General features: G+C 46.9%; 20 protein-coding genes and 6 tRNA genes. 24 read left to right on the forward strand and 2 right to left on the reverse strand.

Features of this window, described 5'->3' with window-relative positions; all coding sequences use genetic code 11:
- Positions 1–84 precede the first annotated feature (84 nt).
- Positions 85–975: a DUF72 domain-containing protein gene (locus AC53GJ_RS06250; RefSeq protein WP_496731675.1), complete on the reverse strand. Its 891-nt coding sequence runs from the start codon at positions 973–975 to the stop codon at positions 85–87.
- Positions 976–1,122: 147 nt separating this feature from the next.
- Between AC53GJ_RS06250 and AC53GJ_RS06255 the strand changes: the two genes are divergently transcribed.
- From AC53GJ_RS06255 to AC53GJ_RS06355, 21 genes are all read left to right on the forward strand, one after another.
- Positions 1,123–3,939, forward strand: coding sequence for a transporter substrate-binding domain-containing protein (locus AC53GJ_RS06255; protein ID WP_496731677.1), 2,817 nt, complete (start codon positions 1,123–1,125; stop codon positions 3,937–3,939).
- Positions 3,940–4,014: 75 nt separating this feature from the next.
- Positions 4,015–5,802 (forward strand): aspartate--tRNA ligase, encoded by a 1,788-nt coding sequence (aspS, locus tag AC53GJ_RS06260; protein ID WP_496731678.1) that lies wholly within the window; start codon positions 4,015–4,017, stop codon positions 5,800–5,802.
- 134 nt (positions 5,803–5,936) lie between these two features.
- Positions 5,937–6,680: a YebC/PmpR family DNA-binding transcriptional regulator gene (locus AC53GJ_RS06265; RefSeq protein WP_496731680.1), complete on the forward strand. Its 744-nt coding sequence runs from the start codon at positions 5,937–5,939 to the stop codon at positions 6,678–6,680.
- A 3-nt stretch (positions 6,681–6,683) separates the two neighbouring features.
- Positions 6,684–7,205, forward strand: coding sequence for a crossover junction endodeoxyribonuclease RuvC (ruvC, locus tag AC53GJ_RS06270; RefSeq protein WP_496731681.1), 522 nt, complete (start codon positions 6,684–6,686; stop codon positions 7,203–7,205).
- A 56-nt stretch (positions 7,206–7,261) separates the two neighbouring features.
- Positions 7,262–7,885 carry a Holliday junction branch migration protein RuvA gene (gene ruvA, locus AC53GJ_RS06275; RefSeq protein ID WP_496731683.1) on the forward strand — a complete coding sequence of 208 codons (624 nt, stop codon included), beginning with the start codon at positions 7,262–7,264 and terminating at the stop codon, positions 7,883–7,885.
- 34 nt (positions 7,886–7,919) lie between these two features.
- Complete coding sequence (ruvB, locus tag AC53GJ_RS06280) at positions 7,920–8,936, forward strand: Holliday junction branch migration DNA helicase RuvB (RefSeq protein ID WP_496731685.1); 1,017 nt, start codon at positions 7,920–7,922, stop codon at positions 8,934–8,936.
- Positions 8,937–9,630: 694 nt separating this feature from the next.
- Complete coding sequence (gene tolQ / locus AC53GJ_RS06285; protein ID WP_496731686.1) at positions 9,631–10,317, forward strand: protein TolQ; 687 nt, start codon at positions 9,631–9,633, stop codon at positions 10,315–10,317.
- A complete protein-coding gene (tolR, locus tag AC53GJ_RS06290; protein ID WP_496731688.1) occupies positions 10,317–10,748 on the forward strand; it encodes a protein TolR in 432 nt (143 codons plus the stop codon). Before tolQ ends, tolR begins: the two co-directional genes overlap by 1 nt.
- A gap of 1 nt (position 10,749) precedes the next feature.
- Positions 10,750–11,742, forward strand: a complete 993-nt coding sequence (gene tolA, locus AC53GJ_RS06295) for a cell envelope integrity protein TolA (RefSeq protein ID WP_496731689.1) — start codon at positions 10,750–10,752, stop codon at positions 11,740–11,742.
- Between the two features lie 71 nt (positions 11,743–11,813).
- A complete protein-coding gene (gene tolB, locus AC53GJ_RS06300) occupies positions 11,814–13,112 on the forward strand; it encodes a Tol-Pal system beta propeller repeat protein TolB (protein ID WP_496732773.1) in 1,299 nt (432 codons plus the stop codon).
- Between the two features lie 41 nt (positions 13,113–13,153).
- The gene (gene pal, locus AC53GJ_RS06305; RefSeq protein WP_496731691.1) at positions 13,154–13,663 is read left to right on the forward strand and encodes a peptidoglycan-associated lipoprotein Pal; all 510 of its coding nucleotides are present in this window, start codon (positions 13,154–13,156) and stop codon (positions 13,661–13,663) included.
- 34 nt (positions 13,664–13,697) lie between these two features.
- Positions 13,698–14,549 (forward strand): tol-pal system protein YbgF, encoded by an 852-nt coding sequence (gene ybgF, locus AC53GJ_RS06310; RefSeq protein ID WP_496731693.1) that lies wholly within the window; start codon positions 13,698–13,700, stop codon positions 14,547–14,549.
- Positions 14,550–14,798: 249 nt separating this feature from the next.
- Positions 14,799–14,874 (forward strand) — tRNA-Lys (locus AC53GJ_RS06315).
- Between the two features lie 25 nt (positions 14,875–14,899).
- Positions 14,900–14,975 (forward strand) — tRNA-Lys (locus AC53GJ_RS06320).
- Positions 14,976–14,994: 19 nt separating this feature from the next.
- Positions 14,995–15,070: transfer RNA gene (locus AC53GJ_RS06325), tRNA-Lys, on the forward strand.
- Between the two features lie 21 nt (positions 15,071–15,091).
- Positions 15,092–15,167: transfer RNA gene (locus AC53GJ_RS06330), tRNA-Lys, on the forward strand.
- A 21-nt stretch (positions 15,168–15,188) separates the two neighbouring features.
- Positions 15,189–15,264, forward strand: a tRNA-Lys gene (locus AC53GJ_RS06335).
- A gap of 71 nt (positions 15,265–15,335) precedes the next feature.
- Positions 15,336–16,394 carry a quinolinate synthase NadA gene (nadA, locus tag AC53GJ_RS06340; protein ID WP_496731695.1) on the forward strand — a complete coding sequence of 353 codons (1,059 nt, stop codon included), beginning with the start codon at positions 15,336–15,338 and terminating at the stop codon, positions 16,392–16,394.
- 116 nt (positions 16,395–16,510) lie between these two features.
- A tRNA-Ser gene (locus AC53GJ_RS06345) sits at positions 16,511–16,600 on the forward strand.
- Between the two features lie 208 nt (positions 16,601–16,808).
- Entirely contained in the window at positions 16,809–17,999 is a 1,191-nt protein-coding gene (locus AC53GJ_RS06350; protein ID WP_496731696.1) for a tyrosine-type recombinase/integrase, read from the forward strand.
- An 82-nt stretch (positions 18,000–18,081) separates the two neighbouring features.
- Complete coding sequence (locus AC53GJ_RS06355; RefSeq protein ID WP_496731698.1) at positions 18,082–18,204, forward strand: hypothetical protein; 123 nt, start codon at positions 18,082–18,084, stop codon at positions 18,202–18,204.
- 1,184 nt (positions 18,205–19,388) lie between these two features.
- On the opposite strand, the gene AC53GJ_RS06360 is transcribed toward AC53GJ_RS06355, so the two are convergent.
- The gene (locus AC53GJ_RS06360) at positions 19,389–20,294 is read right to left on the reverse strand and encodes a hypothetical protein (RefSeq protein WP_496731699.1); all 906 of its coding nucleotides are present in this window, start codon (positions 20,292–20,294) and stop codon (positions 19,389–19,391) included.
- Positions 20,295–20,845: 551 nt separating this feature from the next.
- On the opposite strand from AC53GJ_RS06360, the gene AC53GJ_RS06365 reads away from it, so the two are divergent.
- From AC53GJ_RS06365 to AC53GJ_RS06375, 3 genes are all read left to right on the forward strand, one after another.
- Positions 20,846–21,373: a hypothetical protein gene (locus AC53GJ_RS06365; protein ID WP_496731701.1), complete on the forward strand. Its 528-nt coding sequence runs from the start codon at positions 20,846–20,848 to the stop codon at positions 21,371–21,373.
- A gap of 119 nt (positions 21,374–21,492) precedes the next feature.
- Entirely contained in the window at positions 21,493–21,726 is a 234-nt protein-coding gene (locus AC53GJ_RS06370) for a helix-turn-helix transcriptional regulator (RefSeq protein WP_496731703.1), read from the forward strand.
- A gap of 71 nt (positions 21,727–21,797) precedes the next feature.
- Positions 21,798–23,300 carry an AICE element replication initiation protein gene (locus AC53GJ_RS06375; RefSeq protein WP_496731704.1) on the forward strand — a complete coding sequence of 501 codons (1,503 nt, stop codon included), beginning with the start codon at positions 21,798–21,800 and terminating at the stop codon, positions 23,298–23,300.
- Positions 23,301–23,443: the final 143 nt, after the last annotated feature.

The following is a 23,443-nucleotide window of genomic DNA, read 5'->3' on the forward strand; positions in this document are numbered from 1 at the left end:
TGGCTAGTTTACCCGATTTAAGCCGCTTGCGCTTGGTCGGCGTGGCAGATTTGCCGGGAAATGCAGCCAAAACCGGCCGCAAGCTTAAGTGGTAAATAACGGCAACTGGTTGGCTGAGGCCACTGCGGTGCTGGCAGGCCAGGGCTGAAGCACGGGATGGGAAGGCCCCCCCAGTACCAACAAATCACTGGCAAATTGCCGGGCTAATTGAGGGGCGAGTCTGTTGTCCGGGGTATGAAAAAAAGCCGTTGGCTGGTAACCAAGCGCGAGCCATTGCAGCATTTTTTGCAGCCAGGGTTGGTAAAATTGCCGGTTTGCCGCCAGATCATCCAGTCCGATAAACCGAAAGACCGGTTGACCGGTCAATGCTTTGACATGCACAGGTAACCGCGGTTTTTTCCGTTGTGCTTCCTGTAACTCTGCGCTGTCTGGTGCGACTGAAAATAAGGCCCTGCTGTCGAGGCATATTCTTTCACACTGATACTGTCGCAGTAATTGATGCAGCGCCTGTTCGGCAGTCGCTTTGTCAAAAAATGCCGGATGACGGATTTCGACAGCGCACGGATAGTGTCGCCGGATGCATTCGAGCAGCGGTTCCAGCGTGGCTAATTGCGCCGGACTAAAAGTCGCTGGTAACTGCAAATGAATAAAGCCGATCTGCTGCTGCAGCGGTTGCAATAACTGTAACCACTGCGCTAATGCTTCGGCACCAGCGCCCTGATGACTGATCCTTTTCGGGACTTTAAAATCAAAGCAAAACCTGCTGGCCGGATTTTCTGCCTGAGTTACAGCGCTTTGTTCTGCCCAACGGGCTATGGTTGGTACAGTTGGATCGGCATAAAAAGTGGTATTGCCTTCTACTGCATTGAAAAAACGACAATATTGGGCTAAAAACGTAGTTGAATGACTGCCTTGCTGATATAGGCTACCCTGCCAGCGATCATTGGCCCACATAGGGCAACCTAAAAAATACATAACCTGACCTGTGACCTGCGACGCTTGTACCAGTTTACAGAATAAGCGGCTGTGATGCCGTGAAACGGCCAGTTATGTGGCCGACAACAGAGTAGCATTATGATACGAAAGTGGAAACAACTGTGGTTGCTATGGTCAGGACTGGCCATGCTGTTCGCTGCAAATCTGGCTCCCGCCGCGGTACAGCCCTCAGCAGTACAGCCATTGACACTGCAAACATTGAAGATTGCCATCAGCAATGACAGTTTCCCTTACATGTATTTGGATAAGCAGGACCAACCAGCCGGGTTAGTGGTCGATTGGTGGAAAGCTTTAGCCGAGCCAGTTGGTCTCAGATTGCAGTTTGTCACCGTGGACTGGGCCGATATTTTTCAGCTATTAGACAGTGGTGCTGTCGATGTGATTGGTGGTTTAGCTATCACGCCGCCACGGCAGCAAAATTATTTGCTTGGCCCCGTGATGGCAGAAGTGTATAGCAATGTGTTTTTACACCGTGATTTACAACAGCTCAGTGAGCTGAACCAGTTAAAGCCACATGTGATTGGCGTGGTAAAAAACTCCGGCCACATCGCTTTTATCCGCCAGCATTTGCCGGATTTGTATTTACGCGAATTTGATCACACTTCGGCGATGTATGATGCCGCGCTCAGTGGCGATATTAAAGCTTTTATCAGCCTGGACCGGCTGACGCCGCGCTATCGGCAGTACAGTTTGCTCAATCAGCTCTATCCAATGTTTAAAAAACTGCCACTGCAAAAAATCGCCCTGACCTATGCGGTGCGCAACTCAGAGCCTGAACTGGCGACTGAGTTACAGCGTCTGGCGGCCGCGATGGCGCCGGATCTGGCGGATAAGCTACAACGCCGCTGGCTCAGTGGCATCAGCAGTGATGAAACTCTGGTCTTGTCGATGTCAGTCGGCAATCCGCCATTGATGAATGTATCCGCCACAGGCGCCCCTCAGGGTTTACTGGTGGATTTGTGGCAACTCTGGTCAGAAAAAACCGCCACGCCGATCGCGATAGTGCCGGATCCTGCCACTGCTGGTTTAAAAAGCCTGCAACAAGGCCGGGTTGATATTCACATGGGCTATCCTGTTGCGCCAGATCAGCAGACCGAAGTCAGAGCTGCGCATCAGATTTATCATTTCAGCTCGTCATTTTATTACCCGAAGAATTATCCGCTGCGACAATTCTCCGAGGTTGATTTGCCGGTTGGCGTCTTTGCGACAGCCTCTTATCGCCAGCAGTTGCAAAAGCAATTCCCAGCCTTACAAGTGCGGACTTTTGCCAAGTTAGAAGAGATGTTGCACGCGCTGGAACGCAAGGATATCGCTGGCTTTTTTGCGGCAGATTTGTTGATGCAGCAACAGATACAGCAACAGCAGAGTTATGGCCTCAGACAATTAGATTTTCCGCGTTTTAGCAGCCCAATGCATGTGCTGGTGCGCAAGGGGAATAGCGTGCTGGAGAAAAAAATCCGCCAGGGGTTTGCCAGTCTGACGCAGGATGAACTGGAAAATATTGAACGGCGCTGGCTGCCGAGTCTTGAATTTGGTTATTTTGCTAAATTTCGCCAGCATGTCCCGCTGGATCCAGTGGAACAGCAATGGTTATCTGGCCATGCGGAGTTGCGGGTCGGGGTGTTAGCCAACTGGGCGCCGATGGAATTCGTCGATACAGATGGGCAGGTGCGTGGCGTCACCGCTGATATTCTGCAAAAGCTCAATCAGCGGCTTGGGGCAAATTTTGTCGCTGTGCCTTATCAGGAATGGCCGGCACTGGAACAAGCATTTAAAGCGGGTGAGCTGGATCTGGTGGCGAACATGTCTGATTTACCGGAACGTCATCAGTATGCCAGTTTCAGCCACAACTTCTGGCCGTTACAATGGACCTTGATTAGTCATAACAGCAGCGAAGATATCAATCGGCTGGCGGCGTTAGCTGAACGCAAAGTGGCAGTGCTGAAAGATTATCAGATCGTGCGTTATTTCCAGCAACATTACCCGAAAGTGCAGCTGGTGTTTACTGACAGCCTGCAGCATGGCATCGACTTGTTGCAGCGTGGTGAGGTCGGTTTTGTGGTGGATACCATGGTTTCTTCGGGTCGGGCATTGCGTCAGACCGAAAACAGCAATCTGCGGCTGCATTTACCAGCCGATATGCCCACTTACCCAACTTTATTTGCGGTGCGTAAAGATGCCCCACAGTTATTAAACATATTAAATAAAGGACTGAAGACGCTGACCGAAACTGACAGAACTGAAATTCTCAATCGCTGGTTTTCGGTTGAAATCCGTCAGGGGGTAGAGCGGGAGCAAGTGGTCACTTTGGTATTGCAGGTCATTGGTATTGGAGGATTTTTGTTGTTATTGGTATTTTTCTGGAACCTATCGCTACGGCGCGAAATTGGTCTAAGACGGGCGATGGAACAGAAAATGCGTTTTATGGCCACCCACGATGATTTGACGCAACTGGCCAATCGCAATTTATTAGAAGAGCGACTGACCCAAGCGCTGCATCAACATGCCCGTCATCAGGAAAAACTGGCGTTGTTGTTTCTGGACTTAGATGGTTTTAAAGCGGTGAATGATCAATTTGGCCATTATGTCGGTGACGAATTACTGGTCAAAGTGGCCGCAGTGCTGCAGCACTGCGTCCGCAAGTCCGATACCGTGGCTCGTTTCGGCGGCGATGAATTTGTCATTTTATTAACCTCGCTGCTGGATAAAGACGACGCGGCTATTGTGGCGGAGAAAATTCTGCAGCACCTGGAGCGACCTATCTTGTTATCGGCCTGTCAGGCTGAGGTTGGCGTGAGCATTGGCATCGCCTTATATCCGGATGATGCAACTGACAGTGCACAGATGATGCAGATAGCGGATGGCCTGATGTACAGCGCTAAACAACAAGGCAAAGGCTGTTATCGATTCAGTGAGGCGGGAATTCCTGCGCAAGGGCAGTGACTTTAACCATCTTTTCTATATAATTGGCGCTCATTTTCAGCGTTAAGCTCAAGAACCGGTAGAAAGGATCAGTGCATGCGTAGTCATTATTGCGGTCAGTTGAACGCACAACATGTCGGGCAACAAGTTTCTCTGTGCGGTTGGATCAACCGTCGTCGTGACCTCGGTGGTCTGATTTTTGTCGATCTGCGCGACCGTGAAGGTCTGGTGCAGGTGTTTTTTGATCCGGATCTGACCGAGATGTTTGCGCAAGCGGCCGAGCTGCGGAACGAGTTTTGCGTGCAGATCACGGGGACTGTACGGGCCAGACCTGAGTCACAAATCAATCAGGACATGGCGACCGGCGAAGTCGAAGTCTATGCCTCTGCTTTAACCATTCTGAACAAAGCCCCGGCGTTACCGCTGGATTTTAACCAGAACAACAGTGAAGAACAGCGGTTAAAATATCGTTATTTAGATATCCGTCGTCCAGTGATGAGCGACCGGTTGAAATTCCGCGCTAAAGTCACTAGCTTTGTGCGTAACTTTATGGACAGCAATGGCTTTTTAGATATCGAAACGCCAATTTTGACCAAGGCAACGCCGGAAGGCGCCCGTGATTATCTGGTGCCAAGCCGGACCCACAAAGGCCAGTTTTTCGCCTTACCACAATCGCCACAGCTGTTTAAACAGTTGCTGATGATGGGTGGTATGGACCGTTATTATCAAATCGTCAAATGCTTCCGCGACGAAGATTTACGGGCAGATCGTCAGCCTGAATTTACCCAGATCGATATCGAAACCAGTTTCATGACTGCTGAGCAAGTGATGGCGGTGACGGAAGAGATGGTGGTGTCGATGTTTAAAGCAATGCTGGGCGTTGATTTAGGCACTTTACCGCGGATGACGTATTTTGAAGCGATGCGGCTTTATGGTTCAGACAAACCGGATTTACGTAATCCAATGCAGTTTGTCGACGTCGCTGACTTATTAAAAGAAGTCGATTTTAAAGTGTTTTCTGGCCCGGCGAACGATCCGAAAGGTCGGGTAGTGGCGTTAAAAGTGCCAGGCGCGGCTGATAAAGTATCGCGCAAAGATATCGACACTTACACGGCTTTTGTTGGTATTTATGGTGCCAAAGGTTTGGCCTGGTTAAAAGTCAATGATGTCTCGCAAGGACTGGAAGGTATTCAGTCGCCGGTGGCTAAGTTCTTAACTGCTGAGATTGTGGCAGAAATTCTAACGCGTACTGGTGCACAAAATGGCGATTTGATTTTCTTCGGTGCCGACCGTGCCAAAGTCGTTTGTGAAGCCATGGGCGCGCTGCGGTTAAAACTGGGCGAAGATTTAGCTATTACCCAGCCTGGCTGGAAGCCGTTGTGGGTAGTGGACTTCCCAATGTTCGAAGAAAATGATGACGGCAGCTATTCTGCGGTGCACCATCCATTTACTTCCCCACTGGACACTGCCGCTTTCCTGGCGAAAAATACCGGCGAGCTGGAGCTTGGCACTTTATTATCCAATGCCTATGACATGGTCCTCAATGGCACTGAGTTAGGCGGTGGTTCAGTGCGGATCCATACGCCTGAAGTGCAGGCGAAGGTATTCCAGTTACTGGGCATCAGTGATGAAGAAGCAGCCGAAAAATTTGGTTTCCTATTAGAAGCACTGCGTTATGGTGCGCCGCCGCATGCTGGTCTGGCTTTTGGTCTGGATCGGCTGGTGATGCTGATGACGGGGGCCAGCTCAATCCGTGATGTGATGGCTTTCCCTAAAACTGCGACTGCTGCATGTCCACTGACTGATGCACCGGGATTTGCCAATCCACAGCAACTCGCTGAGTTAGGCGTGGCCGTAGTCGCCAAAGCTGAAACGGCGAAATAACGCTGGTTGCAAGCTACAGGCTGCGGCTGTCATCAGGTCGTTGCCATTCCATAACGGCGACACTCGGTCGCCGTTTTTATCTGTGATAACCACCACGGCCCGAAGGTCGTGGTGTGCCAACAAGGAGAACAACAATGGCAGGTCATAGTAAATGGGCCAATATGAAACACCGCAAAGCGCGGCAGGATGCTAAAAAGGTGAAAATTTTCACCAAGCTGATCCGCGAGCTGACGGTGGCGGCCAAACAAGGTCCGGATCCGGATGGCAATCCGCGCTTGCGAACTGCTATTGCCAAAGCGCTGGTCAACAACCTGTCACGGGATGTGATTGAGCGAGCTGTCAAAAGAGGGGCTGGTGACAGTGGTGGCGAGAATTTTGAAGAACTGGTGTATGAAGGTTATGGCCCGAATGGGGTAGCCATTATTGTTGAAACCCTGACCGATAACCACAAAAGAACAGTGCAGGATGTCCGCAGTGCCTTTACTAAATACGGCGGTAATCTGGGCACCAGCGGTTCGGTAGGGTATTTGTTTAATCGCCAGGGCTTGTTAAGTTTTGCCCCAGGCGTCAATGAAGACCTGTTGATGGAACTGGCGCTCGATGCGGGTGCCGAAGATGTGCTGGCGCATGACGATGGCTCTTTTGAAGTGCTGACCACGCCGGAAAGCTTTGTCGATGTAAAAGAAGCGCTGGAACAGGCGGGTTTGACCGCTGAGCATGCTGAAGTCAGTCTGGTACCCTCGACCAAAGCAGAGATTGATGCCAGTACTGTGGTGAAGTTTTTCAAACTAATTGATATGTTAGAAGATTTTGACGATGTACAGAACGTTTACCACAATGCTGAGATTGCGGATGATGTGTTGGCACTGGTCGAGTAGCAGGTGAATATTATTCTTGGTATTGACCCCGGCAGCCGTTTGACCGGTTATGGCGTGATTCGACAGCAAGGCCAGAAATTTGAGTATATCGCCAGTGGTTGTATCCGGATGACATTAGGTGAAATGCCGGATAGGCTGAAACAAATTTTTGATGGCGTCAGTCAGATTATTACTCAGACCCAACCGACCATGTTTGCCATTGAGCAGGTGTTTATGGCGCGTAATCCGGATTCAGCGCTGAAATTGGGGCAGGCAAGGGGCGCGGCTATCGTTGCTGCCAAAGTCGCCGGTTTAGAGGTGTATGAATATTCAGCCCGGCAGGTGAAACAATCGGTGGTCGGCACTGGTGCAGCAGATAAAGCTCAGGTGCAGCATATGGTGAAATCCTTGCTGAAATTACCGGCGAATCCGCAGGCGGATGCGGCGGATGCGCTGGCAGTGGCATTGTGCCATGGCCATACCTGGCAAAGTCTGCTGGCGATGTCGGGTCAGGCCAGCAAAACAGTCCGCGGTCGCTTAAGATAAACCGGACTGTTGCTGAACATAAACAATCACAGGCATAAAACTGTTTTAGGATCAAAATGATAGGTCGATTACGAGGCATTATTGCCGAAAAACAAGCACCGGATCTGCTGATTGAAGTGGGTGGCGTTGGTTATGAAGTGCAGTTAACGCTGACCAGTTTTTACGCTTTACCTGCGGTTGGACAAGAAGCAGTGCTCTATACCCATTTTGTCGTGCGGGAAGACGCGCAATTATTGTATGGCTTCACTCACCCGACCGAGCGTAGCTTGTTCCGGCAATTGATCAAAGCCAATGGCATAGGACCCAAGATGGCGCTGACCATTCTGTCAGGTTTAACCGCCAGTCAGTTTGTGCGTTGTGTGCAGCATGATGATATCAGCACGCTGGTGAAATTGCCCGGTGTTGGTAAAAAGACCGCTGAACGGCTGTTGGTTGAAATGCGCGATAAACTCAAAGATTGGGGCTTGCCGTCAATGACGCCTGTCACCGATCATCTGGTGCTCGGTGAAGATGAAGTGCAGAGTTTTGAACTAAAAGAAAGTCCGGAAGCGGATGCCTGTAGTGCGCTGGTATCGCTGGGTTATAGTCAGGCGCAGGCTGCTCAGGCGGTAAAACGGGTGTTTCATGCCGGTCTTAGCAGTGAACAACTGATTAAAGCTGCCTTAAAATCGATGATTTAGTCGGACGTTACAGCGTCACACAGAGAAGATTGCAATGATTGAAGCGGATCGTTTAATGGCGCCGGCTGCCAGCCGGGAAGATGAAGTGATCGATAGAGCGATCCGGCCAAAATCTCTTGCCGATTACACCGGCCAAAGTCATGTTCGGCAACAGATGGCTATTTTTATCGAAGCGGCTCGTGGTCGGGGCGAGCCACTGGACCATTTACTGATTTTTGGCCCGCCGGGTTTAGGCAAAACCACGCTGGCGATGATCGTTGCCAATGAAATGGGCGTCAATATCAAACAAACATCTGGGCCTGTACTGGAAAAGGCGGGTGATTTAGCCGCCTTACTGACCAACCTCGAACCGAATGATGTGTTGTTTATTGATGAAATTCATCGCCTGAGTCCGGTGGTTGAGGAGATTTTATACCCGGCGATGGAAGACTATCAGTTGGATATCATGATTGGCGAAGGACCAGCTGCGCGCTCGATTAAACTGGATTTACCGCCATTTACCTTAGTAGGCGCGACCACCAGGGCTGGCGCTTTAACCTCGCCGCTGCGTGATCGCTTTGGCATAGTGCAACGACTGGAATTTTATAAAGTCGATGAGTTGGCGCAGATTATTCTGCGCTCAGCCCACTTTTTGAATTTGCAACTGGATTTGCCGGCGGCGACCGAGATTGCCAGACGCTCACGCGGTACACCGCGGATCGCCAATCGATTACTCAGACGGGTGCGCGATTATGCTCAGGTCAAATCCAATGGTGAGGTATCGATGGAGATTGCCAATCAAGCGCTGTTGATGGTGGATGTTGATGCGCAGGGGTTTGATTATATGGACCGCAAATTATTACTGGCCATTATTGAGAAATTTATGGGGGGGCCGGTTGGTTTGGATAACCTGGCGGCAGCTATCGGGGAAGAAAAAGAAACCATCGAAGATGTGATAGAACCGTTTTTAATTCAGCAGGGTTTTATTCAGCGCACACCGCGCGGCCGTATTGCGTCCGCTCATGCTTATAAACACTTTGGTTTTGATCCACCAGAATCAGGCAAAGTCTGAGTCTTTGGCGTTCTGAGCAGGTAGATGGTGGTCAGAGCACAATCATTTTAGCTTGGGTTGTCAAGCATTCGAGTTCTGAAACAGAAATTGCAGCAAAAAAAAGCCCGCTCAAAGAGCGGGCGAATGCAACAAGTTGAAGCAGAGCTTCAAAAAATCCAGGGAACATGCTGACAGTCCGGTTGGTCGTTGGAACAACCCAACTGTCTGTGATCTTTACTACAGTGAGACACCCTCGCGTTTCACCGTTGCGCTAGCTCAGAACACGAGAGATATAATAGGGAATTAGAATAATTACTTCAAACGAGAAAAATTGACTTTTTTCATTAGTTTTTCTAATGAGAATAATCATGCATAAAACCTGAATATCAAACATTGCAGAACTGTAATATATGAATTTACTGGCTTAGCACAGATCCGATGAATGCATACTGAATTTCAGGGATTACTTTTTTGTAAGTTTAATTTAGGAAACCCCATGTTTCTGTCGCTTATCGCTAAAAATCAAAGCTTCATCGTAAAACCTGAACTTTTTGCCAGCTAAGCTCTCTATTTCTGTGCCATAAGCCGCTAAAAATCAGCGGATAGAATTATTTTTGCCAATGCAGCGGTAACGCTGTTGAGTTAGTCGGTGCTGTCCAATATCATAGCGCCCAAATTGCTAGTAATAATTCGACATTTTTAGAGGTGTTTTGCGGTGACTGGTCAACTTTCAATTCTCGATCTGATTATTCATGCCAGTTTTGTGGTGCAGTTAGTGATGGCAATCCTGCTGACTGCTTCTGTGGTGTCCTGGGCCATGATCATCCAGCGGAACAAAGCGTTGAAAGAGGCGATAGAAGATTCACGTAAATTTGAAGATCGTTTCTGGTCTGGGGTGGATTTATCCAAGTTATATAACGAAGTCAGTGCCCGCGCCAATGTCAGTGGCATGGAGTCACTGTTCAAAGCCGGTTTTAAAGAATTTGCCCGTTTGCATAAAACCAATGCCAGACAGCCAGGCGCTGTGATGGAAGGGACCCAACGTGCGATGCGAGTTGGTTTATCGCGTGAAGTTGAGCGACTGGAAATGCATTTACCATTTCTGGCAACCGTTGGTTCTATTACGCCTTATATAGGCTTGTTTGGTACTGTTTGGGGTATCATGAATTCATTTATCGCATTAGGCGCGGTGCAACAAGCCACCATGGCTATGGTGGCTCCGAGTATTGCCGAAGCCTTGATTGCAACTGCGCTGGGTTTATTCGCGGCCATTCCAGCTGTTATCGCCTATAACCGTTTTTCGCATCGGGTTGAGTTGTTAGAGAATTCATATGCGAATTTTGTGGAAGAATTTTCGAATATCCTGCACCGTCAGGCAGTTAGCGGCGGAGATGGTCAATAATGTACGTGCGGAAAAAACGCCGCATGGTGGCGGAAATTAACGTAGTGCCTTATATCGATGTGATGTTGGTGTTACTGATTATTTTTATGGTAACAACCCCCATCATTACCCAGGGCGTGAAAGTTGAGTTGCCAAAATCAAAAGCTGAACCTATTGAGCAAATGAATGATGGCAAAACACCCATTGTTGCCACTGTTGATGAAGCAGGTTTGTATTATTTTGAGAAAGATGGTGTCAATAAAGGTCCATTTAATGCTGAGCAGTTGCAGGCAGAAGTGATGAATTCTTTATCGATTGAACCTGGGACTCAGGTAATTATCAAAGCAGATGGTCGGGTTGATTATAATTCCGTGATCCAACTGCTGAATATGTTAAAACAGGCAGGTGCGCCAGCTGTTGGTTTGATGACAGAAGACGTGGAGTCTAAGTAACATGGAGCCAGCGTTTAAAAGGGCGCTGCAAATATCGGCTTCGGTTCACTTTTTGATTGCCTTAGCGATGTTTGTAAATTTTAATTTCTTCAGCAAAGAAGAAGTCATTGTGGTTCCTTTGTATTCATCGTCAGACGCGCCATTACAGGCGAGTATGATCGATAATCCGAAGTTAAAAGAAGCGGAAAAAGCCACCCGCCGCAAAGAAGAACCGAAAAAAGAACCGCCGAAAAAACAGCCTGAGGAAAAGGAACCACCAAAAGAAGAACCGCCAGAAGAAGACTTGTTGAAAAAACAGCAAGAATTACAAAAGCAGGAAGAACTGCAAAAGCGGGAAGAAGCGAAAAAGCTACAGGCGGAAAAAGAAATACTGGTGAAAAAGAAGCAGGAAGCTGACGCCAAAAAGAAAAAACAAGAAGCTGAGATTGCGCTGAAAAAGAAAAAAGAGCAGGAACAGCTAAAAAAAGAACAAGAAAAACTGAAAAAAGAACAAGAGAAACTGAAAAAAGAACAGGAAAAGAAAAAAGCGGCAGAAAAAGCTAAACAGGAAAAGAAAAAGCAAGAAGAATTAGCCAAAAAGAAAAAAGCCGAAGAGCTGAAGAAAAAGAAAGCGGAAGAACGTAAACGACAGCAGGAACTTGAGCGCGCTGCCGAAGAGCAACTGATGGACGAATTCGCAGAAGAAGCGGATGAAGCACGTCGGGCGGCCCGTCAGGGCCAGATGCTGACCGAAAAACAACGTTATATTGCGATGATTGTTGAGCGGGTTAGGCAAAGCTGGTTTACTGATGACACCATGAATGGCAAAGAGTGTGTGATATCATTGCGGCTCGCCAGTAACGGTTTTGTCACCAACCTGACCGTTGAAGGGGGTGATGCCGGTGTTTGTAATGCCGCGGTGAATGCGATTAACCGGGTTGGACGTTTTCCGATGCCAGAGGATCCTGATCTGAATGATCAGTTCCGAGAGCTAAAGTTACCATTTAAAAAATAAGTTGAGAGCTGACAACAATGATGTTCAAGTGGATAAACAAAGCGCTGATACTGACAGCGGCACTGGTGGCAATGCAGGCCAGTGCCTCGCTGGAAATTGTGATTACAGAAGGTGTTGACAGCGCCAGACCTGTGGCGATAGTGCCATTTTCTTTTGTTGGCCAGAATCCGCCAACCCAAAATGTCAGCCAGATTGTCGCTGCGGATTTAATGCGCAGTGGTAAGTTCAATCCGGTCAATGCGATGAGAATGCCGCAACAACCGCAGAGCAGCAGCCAGTTTAACGCTGCCGTCTGGGCGAAGACTGGTATTGAAGCTGTGGTGATGGGCACCGTCAAAGAAGTTGGCCTGGATCGTTATACCATCAGCTATGAATTGGTTGATGTGATAAAAGCCAATGGCGGTGTTGGTCAGCCGATGATGAATGCTGCCGGTCAGTTAGTTGCAGGTGGCCAGCATATTCTTCACAGTAGTCAGATTACCATTACCGGCAAACAATTCCGGCAGTATGCACATCACATGAGTGATGCGATTTATGAAAAACTGACCGGTGAACGTGGCGCATTTTCTACCAAGATTGCATACGTACTGGTTCGTGATAAACAAGAATATCGCTATCAATTAATTGTCGCTGATTATGATGGTGAAAACGAGCAGGTTTTATTGCGCGCTAAAGAGCCGCTGATGTCACCAACCTGGTCACCGGATGGGACTAAACTGGCATACGTTACTTTTGAACGGAAACAGTCGCAAATTTATATCCAGGATGTTTATACCGCACGTCGTAGTATCCTGACATCATTTAAAGGTATTAACAGTGCGCCGATCTGGTCACCGGATGGCCGTAAGATGGCGATGACTTTATCAAAAGATGGCAATACTGAAATATATTCAATGGATATTGCCAGCAAAGCACTGACAAAATTAACGAATCACCGTGCTATTGATACCGAGCCAAATTGGAGTCCTGATGGTCAGTCGATTATTTTTACCTCAGAAAGAGGCGGCAATCCGCAACTTTATTCGGTTGATATCAACACAAAAGCGACAACTCGTGTTACTTTTGAAGGTGAAATGAATTTGGCGGGTAAATTTACTCCAAACGGCCAAGCGATTGTTATGGTAAACCGGACTAACGGTCAGTATAATATTGCGCGCATGGATAGGACTACCCGTCAAATGCAAGTGCTGACTCGCACTTATCTGGATGAGTCACCAAGCATTGCGCCAAATGGCTCAATGATTATCTATAGTACTTTGCACGGTTCGTCACAAGTACTGGCACTGGTATCCATGGATGGTCGTTTTAAAGCAAGGCTACCGGCAGTTGATGGTCGTGTTAAATCACCTGCCTGGTCACCGTTTTTATAAAATACAAAAATTTGGTTAATCGTTTTACTAAGGAAAAAATCATGAACTTAAATAAAGTTTTAAAAGGTTTGTTAGTAGCAGTGCCAGTGCTGACTTTAGCTGCATGTAGCTCTAACAATGAAACTGATGCTGGCGATGCAAACGCAAACACCAACACACCAGTACAAACTGTTGACCAAGGCATGAGCGATGCAGAACAACTGCGTCAGCAATTAGAAGCACTGCGTCAGCAAAACACTATTTACTTCGACTTCGACAAGTCAACAATCCGTTCTGAATTCGCTTCAGTACTGGACGCACACGCTGCTTTCCTGCGTGCTCGTACCACTATCTCTGTCACTGTTGAAGGTCATACTGACGCTCGCGGTACTCCAGAGTACAACATTGCACTGGGTGAGCGTCGTGCTCAGTCAGTTCAAAGCTACCTGGCTAACCTGGGTGTAGCTGCTGGCCAACTGTCAGTAGTTTCTTACGGTGAAGAAAAGCCAGTTGACGCTGGTAACACTGAAGACGCGTTTGCTAAAAACCGTCGTGCTGTTTTAGTTTATTAATTCTGAGTTGTGAGTGTGCATGGACGTTAAGAAGTTGCTAATTGCTACCTTATCTTTGGTCGCTGTTACTGCTGTCGCTGACCCGGCGCCTGTCGCCGATTTAAGTCGCAGCAGCAATCAGGTGTTTGCCGGTCAGTCCGCCAGACCTGGTTCTGTTGAAGAACGGTTATCAGCCCTGGAAAGGGTAGTAGAAGCACGTGCTTCGGCACAGCTTAGTTTGCAGCAACAACTGGCAACTTTACTTGATGAAGTGAGCGAGTTGCGTGGTGCAACCGAAATGCATGCTTACAAACTAGAAGAGATATTACAGCAACAGCGTGATATCTATCAGGAAATTGACCGCAGAATGGGTGGCCAGACTGCCGGAACTGCATCACAGCCTGCTGTGAATGCAGATCCTGCTGCTAGCGCCAGTGTTCCTGCGGGCAATCCTGCTGCTGTTGTTGCCGCTGATCAGCTGGCAGCAACAGAAGCAGCAGCTGCGCAAGCTGCTTCTGCCAGTACCGCCGGGATGTCTGAGGCCCAAGTGTACGAGCAGGCACTGAATTATGTGATTAAAGATAAAAATTATGCTGCGTCTATTCCGGCATTTGAAGCCTTTATCGCCAGTTACCCGAAATCAACTTATCGCGCCAATTCACATTATTGGTTAGGTCAGCTTTATTATCAGAAAAATGAGCTGGCAAAGTCGAAAAGCAATTTTGAAGTGGTGGTGAAGCAATTCCCGAATAATTCTAAGGTGCCAGATGTGCTGGAAAAGCTCGGTCTGGTGTCTGAAAAACAAAATGATGCTGCTGCAGCCAAACGCTACTACAACCAGTTGGTGAAAAGTTTTCCAAAATCCAAAGCGGCTGCCCGTGCCCGGATTAAGCTAGAATCGTTTTAAGCTAGCCAGTAGTGAAGAAGCCCGCCTTGAGCGGGTTTTTTTATTGCCATTAACGGTCCACGCCATTGTTCGATAATGGCAAAAAAGCACCATAAAGAGCTGATGGTAATTTCAGCACTGACTGTCGATTAAAGCAGCGTCGCATGAGGTTGTGCTGTGATTTTGAGCAGTCAGTGCGTCAATATCACCTTTTTGGCAGATTTTGGTTGCACTGGCCGCGTAAATAAGTAAGATATGCCTCCGCGACAGGGGTCATTAGCTCAGCTGGTAGAGCAGCGGACTTTTAATCCGTTGGTCGATGGTTCGAATCCATCATGACCCACCACTTTCGCGCAAACATTTGTTGGACTGGGTCATTAGCTCAGCTGGTAGAGCAGCGGACTTTTAATCCGTTGGTCGATGGTTCGAATCCATCATGACCCACCAGTCCAGTCAACTCATGTTTGGGTCATTAGCTCAGCTGGTAGAGCAGCGGACTTTTAATCCGTTGGTCGATGGTTCGAATCCATCATGACCCACCACTTACTTGTTAGTCCCTTCGGGGGTCATTAGCTCAGCTGGTAGAGCAGCGGACTTTTAATCCGTTGGTCGATGGTTCGAATCCATCATGACCCACCACTTACTTGTTAGTCCCTTCGGGGGTCATTAGCTCAGCTGGTAGAGCAGCGGACTTTTAATCCGTTGGTCGATGGTTCGAATCCATCATGACCCACCAATCTCCTGATAGTTTTGCTTCCGCCTAAAGACGTGTATAATGCGCCACCTTTTTATCCTTGGATGGTCAGCATGAATCAAGCACTGCAGTTTAATGAACTTGAGTATGTCTTCCCAAAAAAACCGTTGCCTTTAAGCGCTGACGACAAACAAGCCTATAAAAATCGGATTAAACAATTATTACAACAGCGTGATGCCGTGCTGGTGGCACATTATTACACTGATCCGGAAATCCAGGCGCTGGCCGAAGAAACCGGAGGTTGTGTTTCTGACTCGCTGGAAATGGCTCGCTTTGGTAATCAACACCCTGCCAAAACCCTGATAGTGGCCGGGGTGAAGTTTATGGGCGAAACGGCGAAAATTCTGACGCCGGAAAAAACTGTATTGATGCCAACGCTGGAAGCGACCTGTTCGCTTGACCTTGGCTGTCCGGCCGACGAATTTGCCGCTTTCTGTGATGCTCACCCGGACCGGGTAGTGGTGGTGTATGCCAATACCTCGGCGGCGGTGAAAGCCAGAGCTGATTGGGTGGTGACCTCATCGATTGCACTGGATGTGATTGAGCATCTGGATAGTGAAGGCAAAAAAATTCTGTGGGGCCCGGATCGGCATTTAGGCGCTTATGTGCAGAAACAAACCGGCGCTGATATGCTGTTATGGCAGGGCGCCTGTATTGTGCATGACGAGTTTAAAGCCAATGCGCTGGTTGAACTTAAAAAGCAATATCCACAAGCCGCTGTGCTGGTGCATCCGGAATCGCCAGCGGCGGTGGTTGATCTGGCCGACGCGGTTGGTTCAACCAGCCAGTTGATTAAAGCCAGTCAGATCATGCCGAATGACACTTTTATTGTCGCCACTGACAAAGGCATTTTCTATAAGATGCAACAAGCGATGCCGGACAAGACCTTTATTGAAGCTCCAACCGGCGGTAACGGCGCAACTTGCCGCAGTTGTGCACATTGCCCCTGGATGGCGATGAACGGCTTAAAGGCGATTGAAGAGGCGTTAACGGATGGCGACGGCCATGAGATCTTCGTGGATGCCGCATTGCGTGAACGCGCTTTGTTACCCCTGGATCGGATGTTAGGCTTTGCTAAAACCAACAGAGTTGCGGTCAAAGGCAACGCTTAACTTGGTATTATGCCGGCTTTGTTGAAAATTACAGCGAAAAGCCGGCATTTTGCAATTTGTTGTTGCGCGACGTGCTGAATTTCCCTAGTATAGCCGCGCTTGCTGTAGCAAGTCCCGGAGAGATGGCTGAGTGGCTGAAGGCGCACGCCTGGAAAGTGTGTTTAGGTTAATCCCTAACGAGGGTTCGAATCCCTCTCTCTCCGCCAAATTCCAGACTAACCAAGTCTAAAATGGTCCCGAACCCCGCGTAATTGCGGGGTTTTTTATTTCCCTCCTGTATAAACTGGTCTATCTTAAACCAACAAGTACCACCAATATCTGGGGGTATATTTGGGGTATTTACCGGATATGGTTTATTGCATACCCCCAAATTGACTGTAGCCTTGTGGAATCAAGGTTATCCGGAGGGTAAAAATGACGCTGACTGTACTGCAGGTTGAAAAAGCGAAAGCCAAAGAGAAAGACTACAAGCTCAGTGATGAGCGGGGCATGTATCTGCTCGTCACAAAAGCAGGCGGCAAACTTTGGCGTCTGAAATATCGTATCGATGGCAAAGAAAAAGTGCTGTCTATTGGTGCCTATCCAGAACTAAGCCTCAAAGATGCACGTGACATGCGTGATACCGCGAGAAATCAGTTGGCCAATGGCATTGACCCGTCAGCAGAGAAACAAGCTAAAAAAGCCAGCCACGCGCAATCCCATGCAGATAGCTTTGAGCTTCTTGCCAAAGAGTGGTTCGCGACCCGAATGAATGACAAGAGTGAAAGTCATAAGGCCCGCACGCTCAGTATCCTAAATACTTATTTATTTCCATATATTGGGAATAAGCCTGTTAGCTCAATCACTACTACCATGTTGTTGGATACTCTTCGTAAAATGGAAGCCAAAGGAATTGTTGAAACAGCACGACGAACTAAGCAGATTGCCAGTCAGGTCTTTCGTTATGCTGTGATCACGTGCAGGGCTCAACATGATCCGGCTGCAGATTTAAAAGATGCATTGCAAACCCCTAAGAAAAAACATTTTGCAGCGCTCACCAATCCAAAGAAGGTTGGAACATTGATGATGGCGATTGATTGCTATCACGGCTCATACATTGTTCAAACTGCGCTTAAATGCTCTGCACTTTGGTTTTGTCGCCCTGGTGAGTTGCGCACTATGCGTTGGGAAAATGTAAATTGGGAAGAAGCCCGAATAGAATATAAGGTAGGAGAAACCGAACAAGAGCATATTATTCCTCTATCCAGCCAGAGTATTGAATTGTTGAAATCACTGCTGCCTGTTACAGGGCAGGGGCGTTATATTTTTCCGTCAAATCGTGGTTTTAGCCGTCCTATGTCGGAAAATACGATCCGAGTTGCTTTGCGCACTATGGGATATACCAACGACGATATGACGGCTCATGGCTTTCGGGCAATGGCCCGAACGTTATTGGATGAGGTGCTTAATTACAGGGTGGAGTGGATAGAGCAGCAATTGGCGCATATGGTAAAAGACGCCAATGGTCGTGCATATAACCGCACTAAGCATTTGGCGCAGCGTTTTGAAATGATGCAGCGATGGGCTGATTATCTGGATGAGTTGAAAGCTTTAAAACTGAGCTAATACCGCACCGAATACGACGTTTGTATTTTCCCAATCCAGTAGTAATATCAACCGAACAGACTTTGAAAGAGAGGTAGCCATCATGAGCATTGTGCAAATTTCAGTACTAATTTCGATCGTTGGTTTTAGCTTAATCGGCCTTGTCTTGTTTGCGGCTTATAAGGTTGCCGAGAAAAAAGATCTTGAAAATGAAAAGTTGAAGTAAAAAAACGCCGGATTTTTTATGGTCGATCTAATTCTGCCGGTAATCGCTTTTGAACTTAAAACTCATACAAGGATGTTTGGATAAAACCTGGCCTCTTTGGGGCTAAAAGAGGCCAAACAGGCCTTTGCATTAAGTTGATACCCACTTCATAAATCAGTCATGGCCCAATAGGGCCAATATGGCCCCAAATATCACCTTTTAGCTAACGTTGTTCAAATGTCGCTGCCTAGTGTTGCAATCTGTGAGCTTTTGGAATGTCCTTCAATCGGCAACATGTTTGCTGACTCCCCGAACATTTGAATTTAGGCAAGTTGCATTAAAAGGGGCGATAACAATGTCCGATGAGTACAGCGTATTCGATAATTTTTATAAACGTCGCGCTGAAGCTCGCCAGTATTGGCTTTGACTGGAATCGCTCTAAAACCAGACAATAAATAATCGAATACGTGTCCTGAGAATATTTGTGTATACGTATGATGTAGGAAATAAAAACTTAGTTTAAGTTACTGAATTTAAAGCGTTGTTAATGGTTTTCCATTTGTATTTTTAATCTGTTTAGGCCTTAGCGTGATGCCATTACTGGATGTAGCCGTCAACCGGCAACAAGGATGAGTATTTTACCGGGGAATTCTTAAAATGACCCCAAAATAAAATGCATCTACATGTATGCAGGAATGCTTTCTATCCATGGGCCGAAGCCAATGGAAATAAGGGGAGTGCGCAATTTACTAATTTTTTTGTATAACTTTTAGCGCGATACGTGTTCTCCTGAACATTTCCGAATACAGATAATATATATACGGAATTTGAAAAAAACGATGTTGGTTAATTGCACATCATTTACCGTGTGTATTTCGGTATGATTCGGCCAGTCGTTTCGATATCGTCTGGACACCCATTTCGGTGTCAACTGCACAACAGCGGCTGGAACTGTTATCTGACATCGATCTGCTCACGGTCGACGGGTTTGCTAAACCGCTGTGTTTTTGTGCCATGCTGAACAATTTAAATAGTTGGCGCAGCGCTGGATCTAGAATGTTCAATAAAAAAACGACCAGCATGCCCATCAGGTGGGTGATGTCGTTCAGCGCGCTTGGGCCGACGCCCCAACATCTAATCTCTGATTTGCCTTGAGATGGCGGCGAAGGCCGCCAAAACAACGATTTAGTTTTCACGAAAGATTGTTATTTTTCAAACCTAAGCTCTTCCCCATTTTTCGTTGCAAATGCATAACCAAGATTGATTCTCTTTCCGCCTTTGCTATCGAATGTTACTAATTTAAACGATTCAGGAAATATCATGTAAGCATCAAGATCTTTCATCTCGCCAAGGAAAGCAGTCCCTGTGAATATTTCACCGACTACAATTGCACTCATCACTCCGTCATTGACATAAAATCCAGATATCTTAAGTTCGATATAAAAGCCACAGTATTCGTTAAACGAACTTTCTTCATAAAATATTGTGCCATTGTTCATCATTGCTTTTGGTGTGTTAGTTACATCACGATAATGAACTTTTAGCGAGTTGTGGCATTTAGAGGTATTAAACGCATACGTTACATTCGTAGAATCACCAATTCGTGTATAAGAACCGTACCATTGAAGATCATCTACCGAACGTCTAAGGGATTTTTCTATTTTGGTTCCTACGGCAAGTTGCGCTTTTTTCAGGTCATACTTACCAGCTAGTATTATGTCTTCAACTGGAATAAAAAAAACAAAGCTTGGATTCCAATCCAGCATCGAATTCACATCGCTATTCAACACGCCCATAGAAAGCACACCAAAAGCCCCCATGCTAGCAAAACCTAACGCTGAATCGAACAATTGCTCTCCTGCACCGACTCGGCCTGTCTTCGCGTGAGTCCCTACCGCAAAGTCTTCCATGCCAACACCAACGCCAGCTGGCTGCGCCATCCTGGCAACGTTGAGCGCTTCAGAGATTGAGTTGTCCCAAACATAGGTTTTGTCTGACAAAACCTTTAACTCTGGGAAAACTGGTGTTTTCTTTGATGGCGTAGTAGAGGCACAGCCACTGATTGATAATGCCAATATTGAAATTAGGCCGAACGTTCCAAAATGTTGCATTTATTTTTCATCCATTAATAAGTTGCATACATAGTAACCAAATTACGCCGTAGCACAATATTTCGACCACCACAAAATTGGGCCTACCGGATATTCAAGGTCCGGCTGTCATAATCCTCGAGCGGCAAGCCTTAAACAAATCAGCCAAATGTTGAAACCTTTAACGCCCTGAGCACGTTATTGACGTTAGAAAATTCTGAGTGCTGTCATATTTTTTAAAATATATATCTATCAATTACTTATGCGGTAATAGCTGATTGCATAAAACTGAATGCCTGTAGGAAGGCATGACTTTGAACTCGGCCAATAGGGTTTGATCAGCCAGAGTTAGAGAGGTGTTTGCAACTAATTGTCTAAAGAAAATCTGCGCTTAATTAATACTAAGTTAAACAAGGTTTATTTTAAGATATTGTTTTTATTGCTTATTTTTCAATGCATTTGTCTCCAGCTTTATTGGGATATTAGGCCCTGCGAAACACACCTCCCCAATCTGAATCGGCTTGTTTATTCGAATTATATTTATGGCGAATTCAAAAATGAGAGGTTGAAAAATGCAGCAATTAAAAACTCTAGACCGTGCGTTACAGGAAATTTTACAGCAACGGACTGATTTGACAAAACAAATTGCTTTTGTCCTGAGCGATTATTGGGATCAATTTGTTGAAAATAACATGCTTATTAACCAGCAGCGGAAAATTGGCATGTCCAACTTGCAACCGGCGCATATTGCTCCGGTTCTGGAATTGAAAAAATCGGTAGCTAAAAAAAATACTGCGGGAGCAGCATCAGAGCAAAATTACTCGTCAAAATATTACGTTATTTGGAAACTTTTTGACAATTCCTCGTACCGTCGCATTAACCGGCGGGCCAGTCGACATATTCCGGTTTCAAAACCGGAAAACATCATTAGCGTGGTCGGGAAATATTGCAGTTGGGATTTCCACATGTTTTGTGAAACCGAAAAAAAATTGGCTTTACTGCGGATCGAGCTCGATGGGCTACACGAGGCAGAAGTAAAAATCCGTTCAGCTCAGCGTAAACTCGCACGACGGATGAATCAATTAGCGGAACAAAATTAGCTCAAAATTTCAGTTTTCGCTCAAATGAAAACAGATAAAACCGTTCGCGATCAAGACCATATGTAATCTGGTCGCCACATATTTTTATTTTCCAAAAATGTCATTAAGAGGTTTTTGATATGTCGATTCAATCCCCTAAACCTATGCGCATTCTACGCATGCCGGATGTTCAGAAAAAAATTGGCCTGTGCAAAGCTTCAATTTACAACCGAATTGCAAGCGGCACATTTCCAAAACCGATTTCTCTCGGAGGCCACAGTGTTGGTTGGCTGGAATGCTCGTTAGACCAATGGATCTCCGAGCGTTGCAATGTAGTCAACGCAGGCGAGGAGGGCGACTGTGTTGAACAGTAAAAAATGGATTTTTACATGTCATGTGAAATGCCCGATTGTGCAACCGTCTGTGGTTTCGCAGGAGTTCCACCATGCCAGTCAGTAACAATACGCAAGTAACAGATCAGCAAAAAAAGGAATCGGCCTCGGGGGATGACGACAAATCTCAACTGGATTTGGTGCTGAAATTCGCGTTAGCAGAATTCAAACTATTTCATGACGACATTAAAAATTGTTATGCGAAAAACCTGAAATCAGGCCTGGTTTGGCGTCTGGATAGTACTGCATTTCGGGATTTCGTTTGCGTTTCGTATTATGAAACACATCGACGTGCACTAAGGTCAGCGATCCTGACTGAATGTATTGCTCAGTTATGCGCGTTTGCCCGTTACAAAAACGAGAAACGGACCGTTTTTTGCCGAGTCGCACAACATGATGGTCGTTATTATCTGGATCTGTGTGAGTCGAATAGCACTCGTGCAATTTGCTGGTATCGTCATGGCTGGGAAATCATCCATAGACCACCAGTTGAATTTGTTCGCACGGATGCTATGCAGCCGCTGCCAGTACCGGTTGAATACGGTGACATTGAACTATTGTGGCAATTTTGCAACGTACCCACCCGGATGCGTATTTTCGTCGTTGCTTGGATCATTGATACCTGGCGCCCAGATACGGTTTATCCTGGCTTGGAGCTTATCGGTGAGCAGGGATGTGGCAAAAGCGCTACTTCTGACTTCATCCGTACGCTTGTAGACCCTAATTCATGCAACCTACGCAGTGCCCCCAAAACGAGTGAGGATGTTTTTGTTGCAGCCAGAGCGAATCACCTGCTCGTGTACGAGAATTTGTCGCATCTCACGCCCGTTATTCAGGACACCTTATGTGTGATCTCCACCGGCGGCGGATTAGCAAAACGTAAGCTATATTCCGATGCTGACGAGCATATCATCAGGGCTAAACGGCCATGGTTAATCAATTCCATTTCTGCGTGTGCGACACAGCAGGATTTGGTAGATCGTATCATTAGTATTGAATGCCCATTGCTTACGACACGCGTCGCCGAGCGCGAACAGCTGCAGCTTATGACATTAAAACTGCCGGAAATCATGGGGGCGTTGCTAGATATCGCATGCAATGCAGAAAAATTGCTGCCATCTGTTGATTTACCTCGGGAAAACCGCCCTCGGTTATTGGAATACTGCCTGCTGGGTATGGCCATTACTGAGCATCTATATCAAGATGCCAATAAATTTCTCAATGCATTTAATCGTGAACGCCGGGAATTAGTTAGCCGAACCATCGACACCAGCCCTGCCTGCAATGCACTTATTGAATTGCTATCGAGTGAAAAACTAATTGAAGCACCGTTATTCGTTATCCTGCAACGGCTGCAAAAACCAGAACACAGTGACAATTGGCCCCGTTCGCCTAAAGCGTTGGGCGATTTACTGCGACGTCATGCGCCAGCACTTCGTCAATATGGTATCCAATGCCAATCACTGGGGAAAATTGGCAGTCATGTATTGTGGCGGGTGAGTAAACAAGACTGCGAAGCAAGTCGTGAATGTCTTGAAGTCGTCAACGATGCTTAAGACATCACGACATGCACGACATAGATCACAAAGATATTTTACCAAAGTAAGATCAATCGCTACGGATATTGTTCTTGCACAAACGGTCATCACTTCAAATGTTATCGCCCTCGCGCAAGGCCGGATAGTGGGCGACTATTCAA

Source organism: Rheinheimera sp. B2H12 (genome assembly GCF_059620065.1).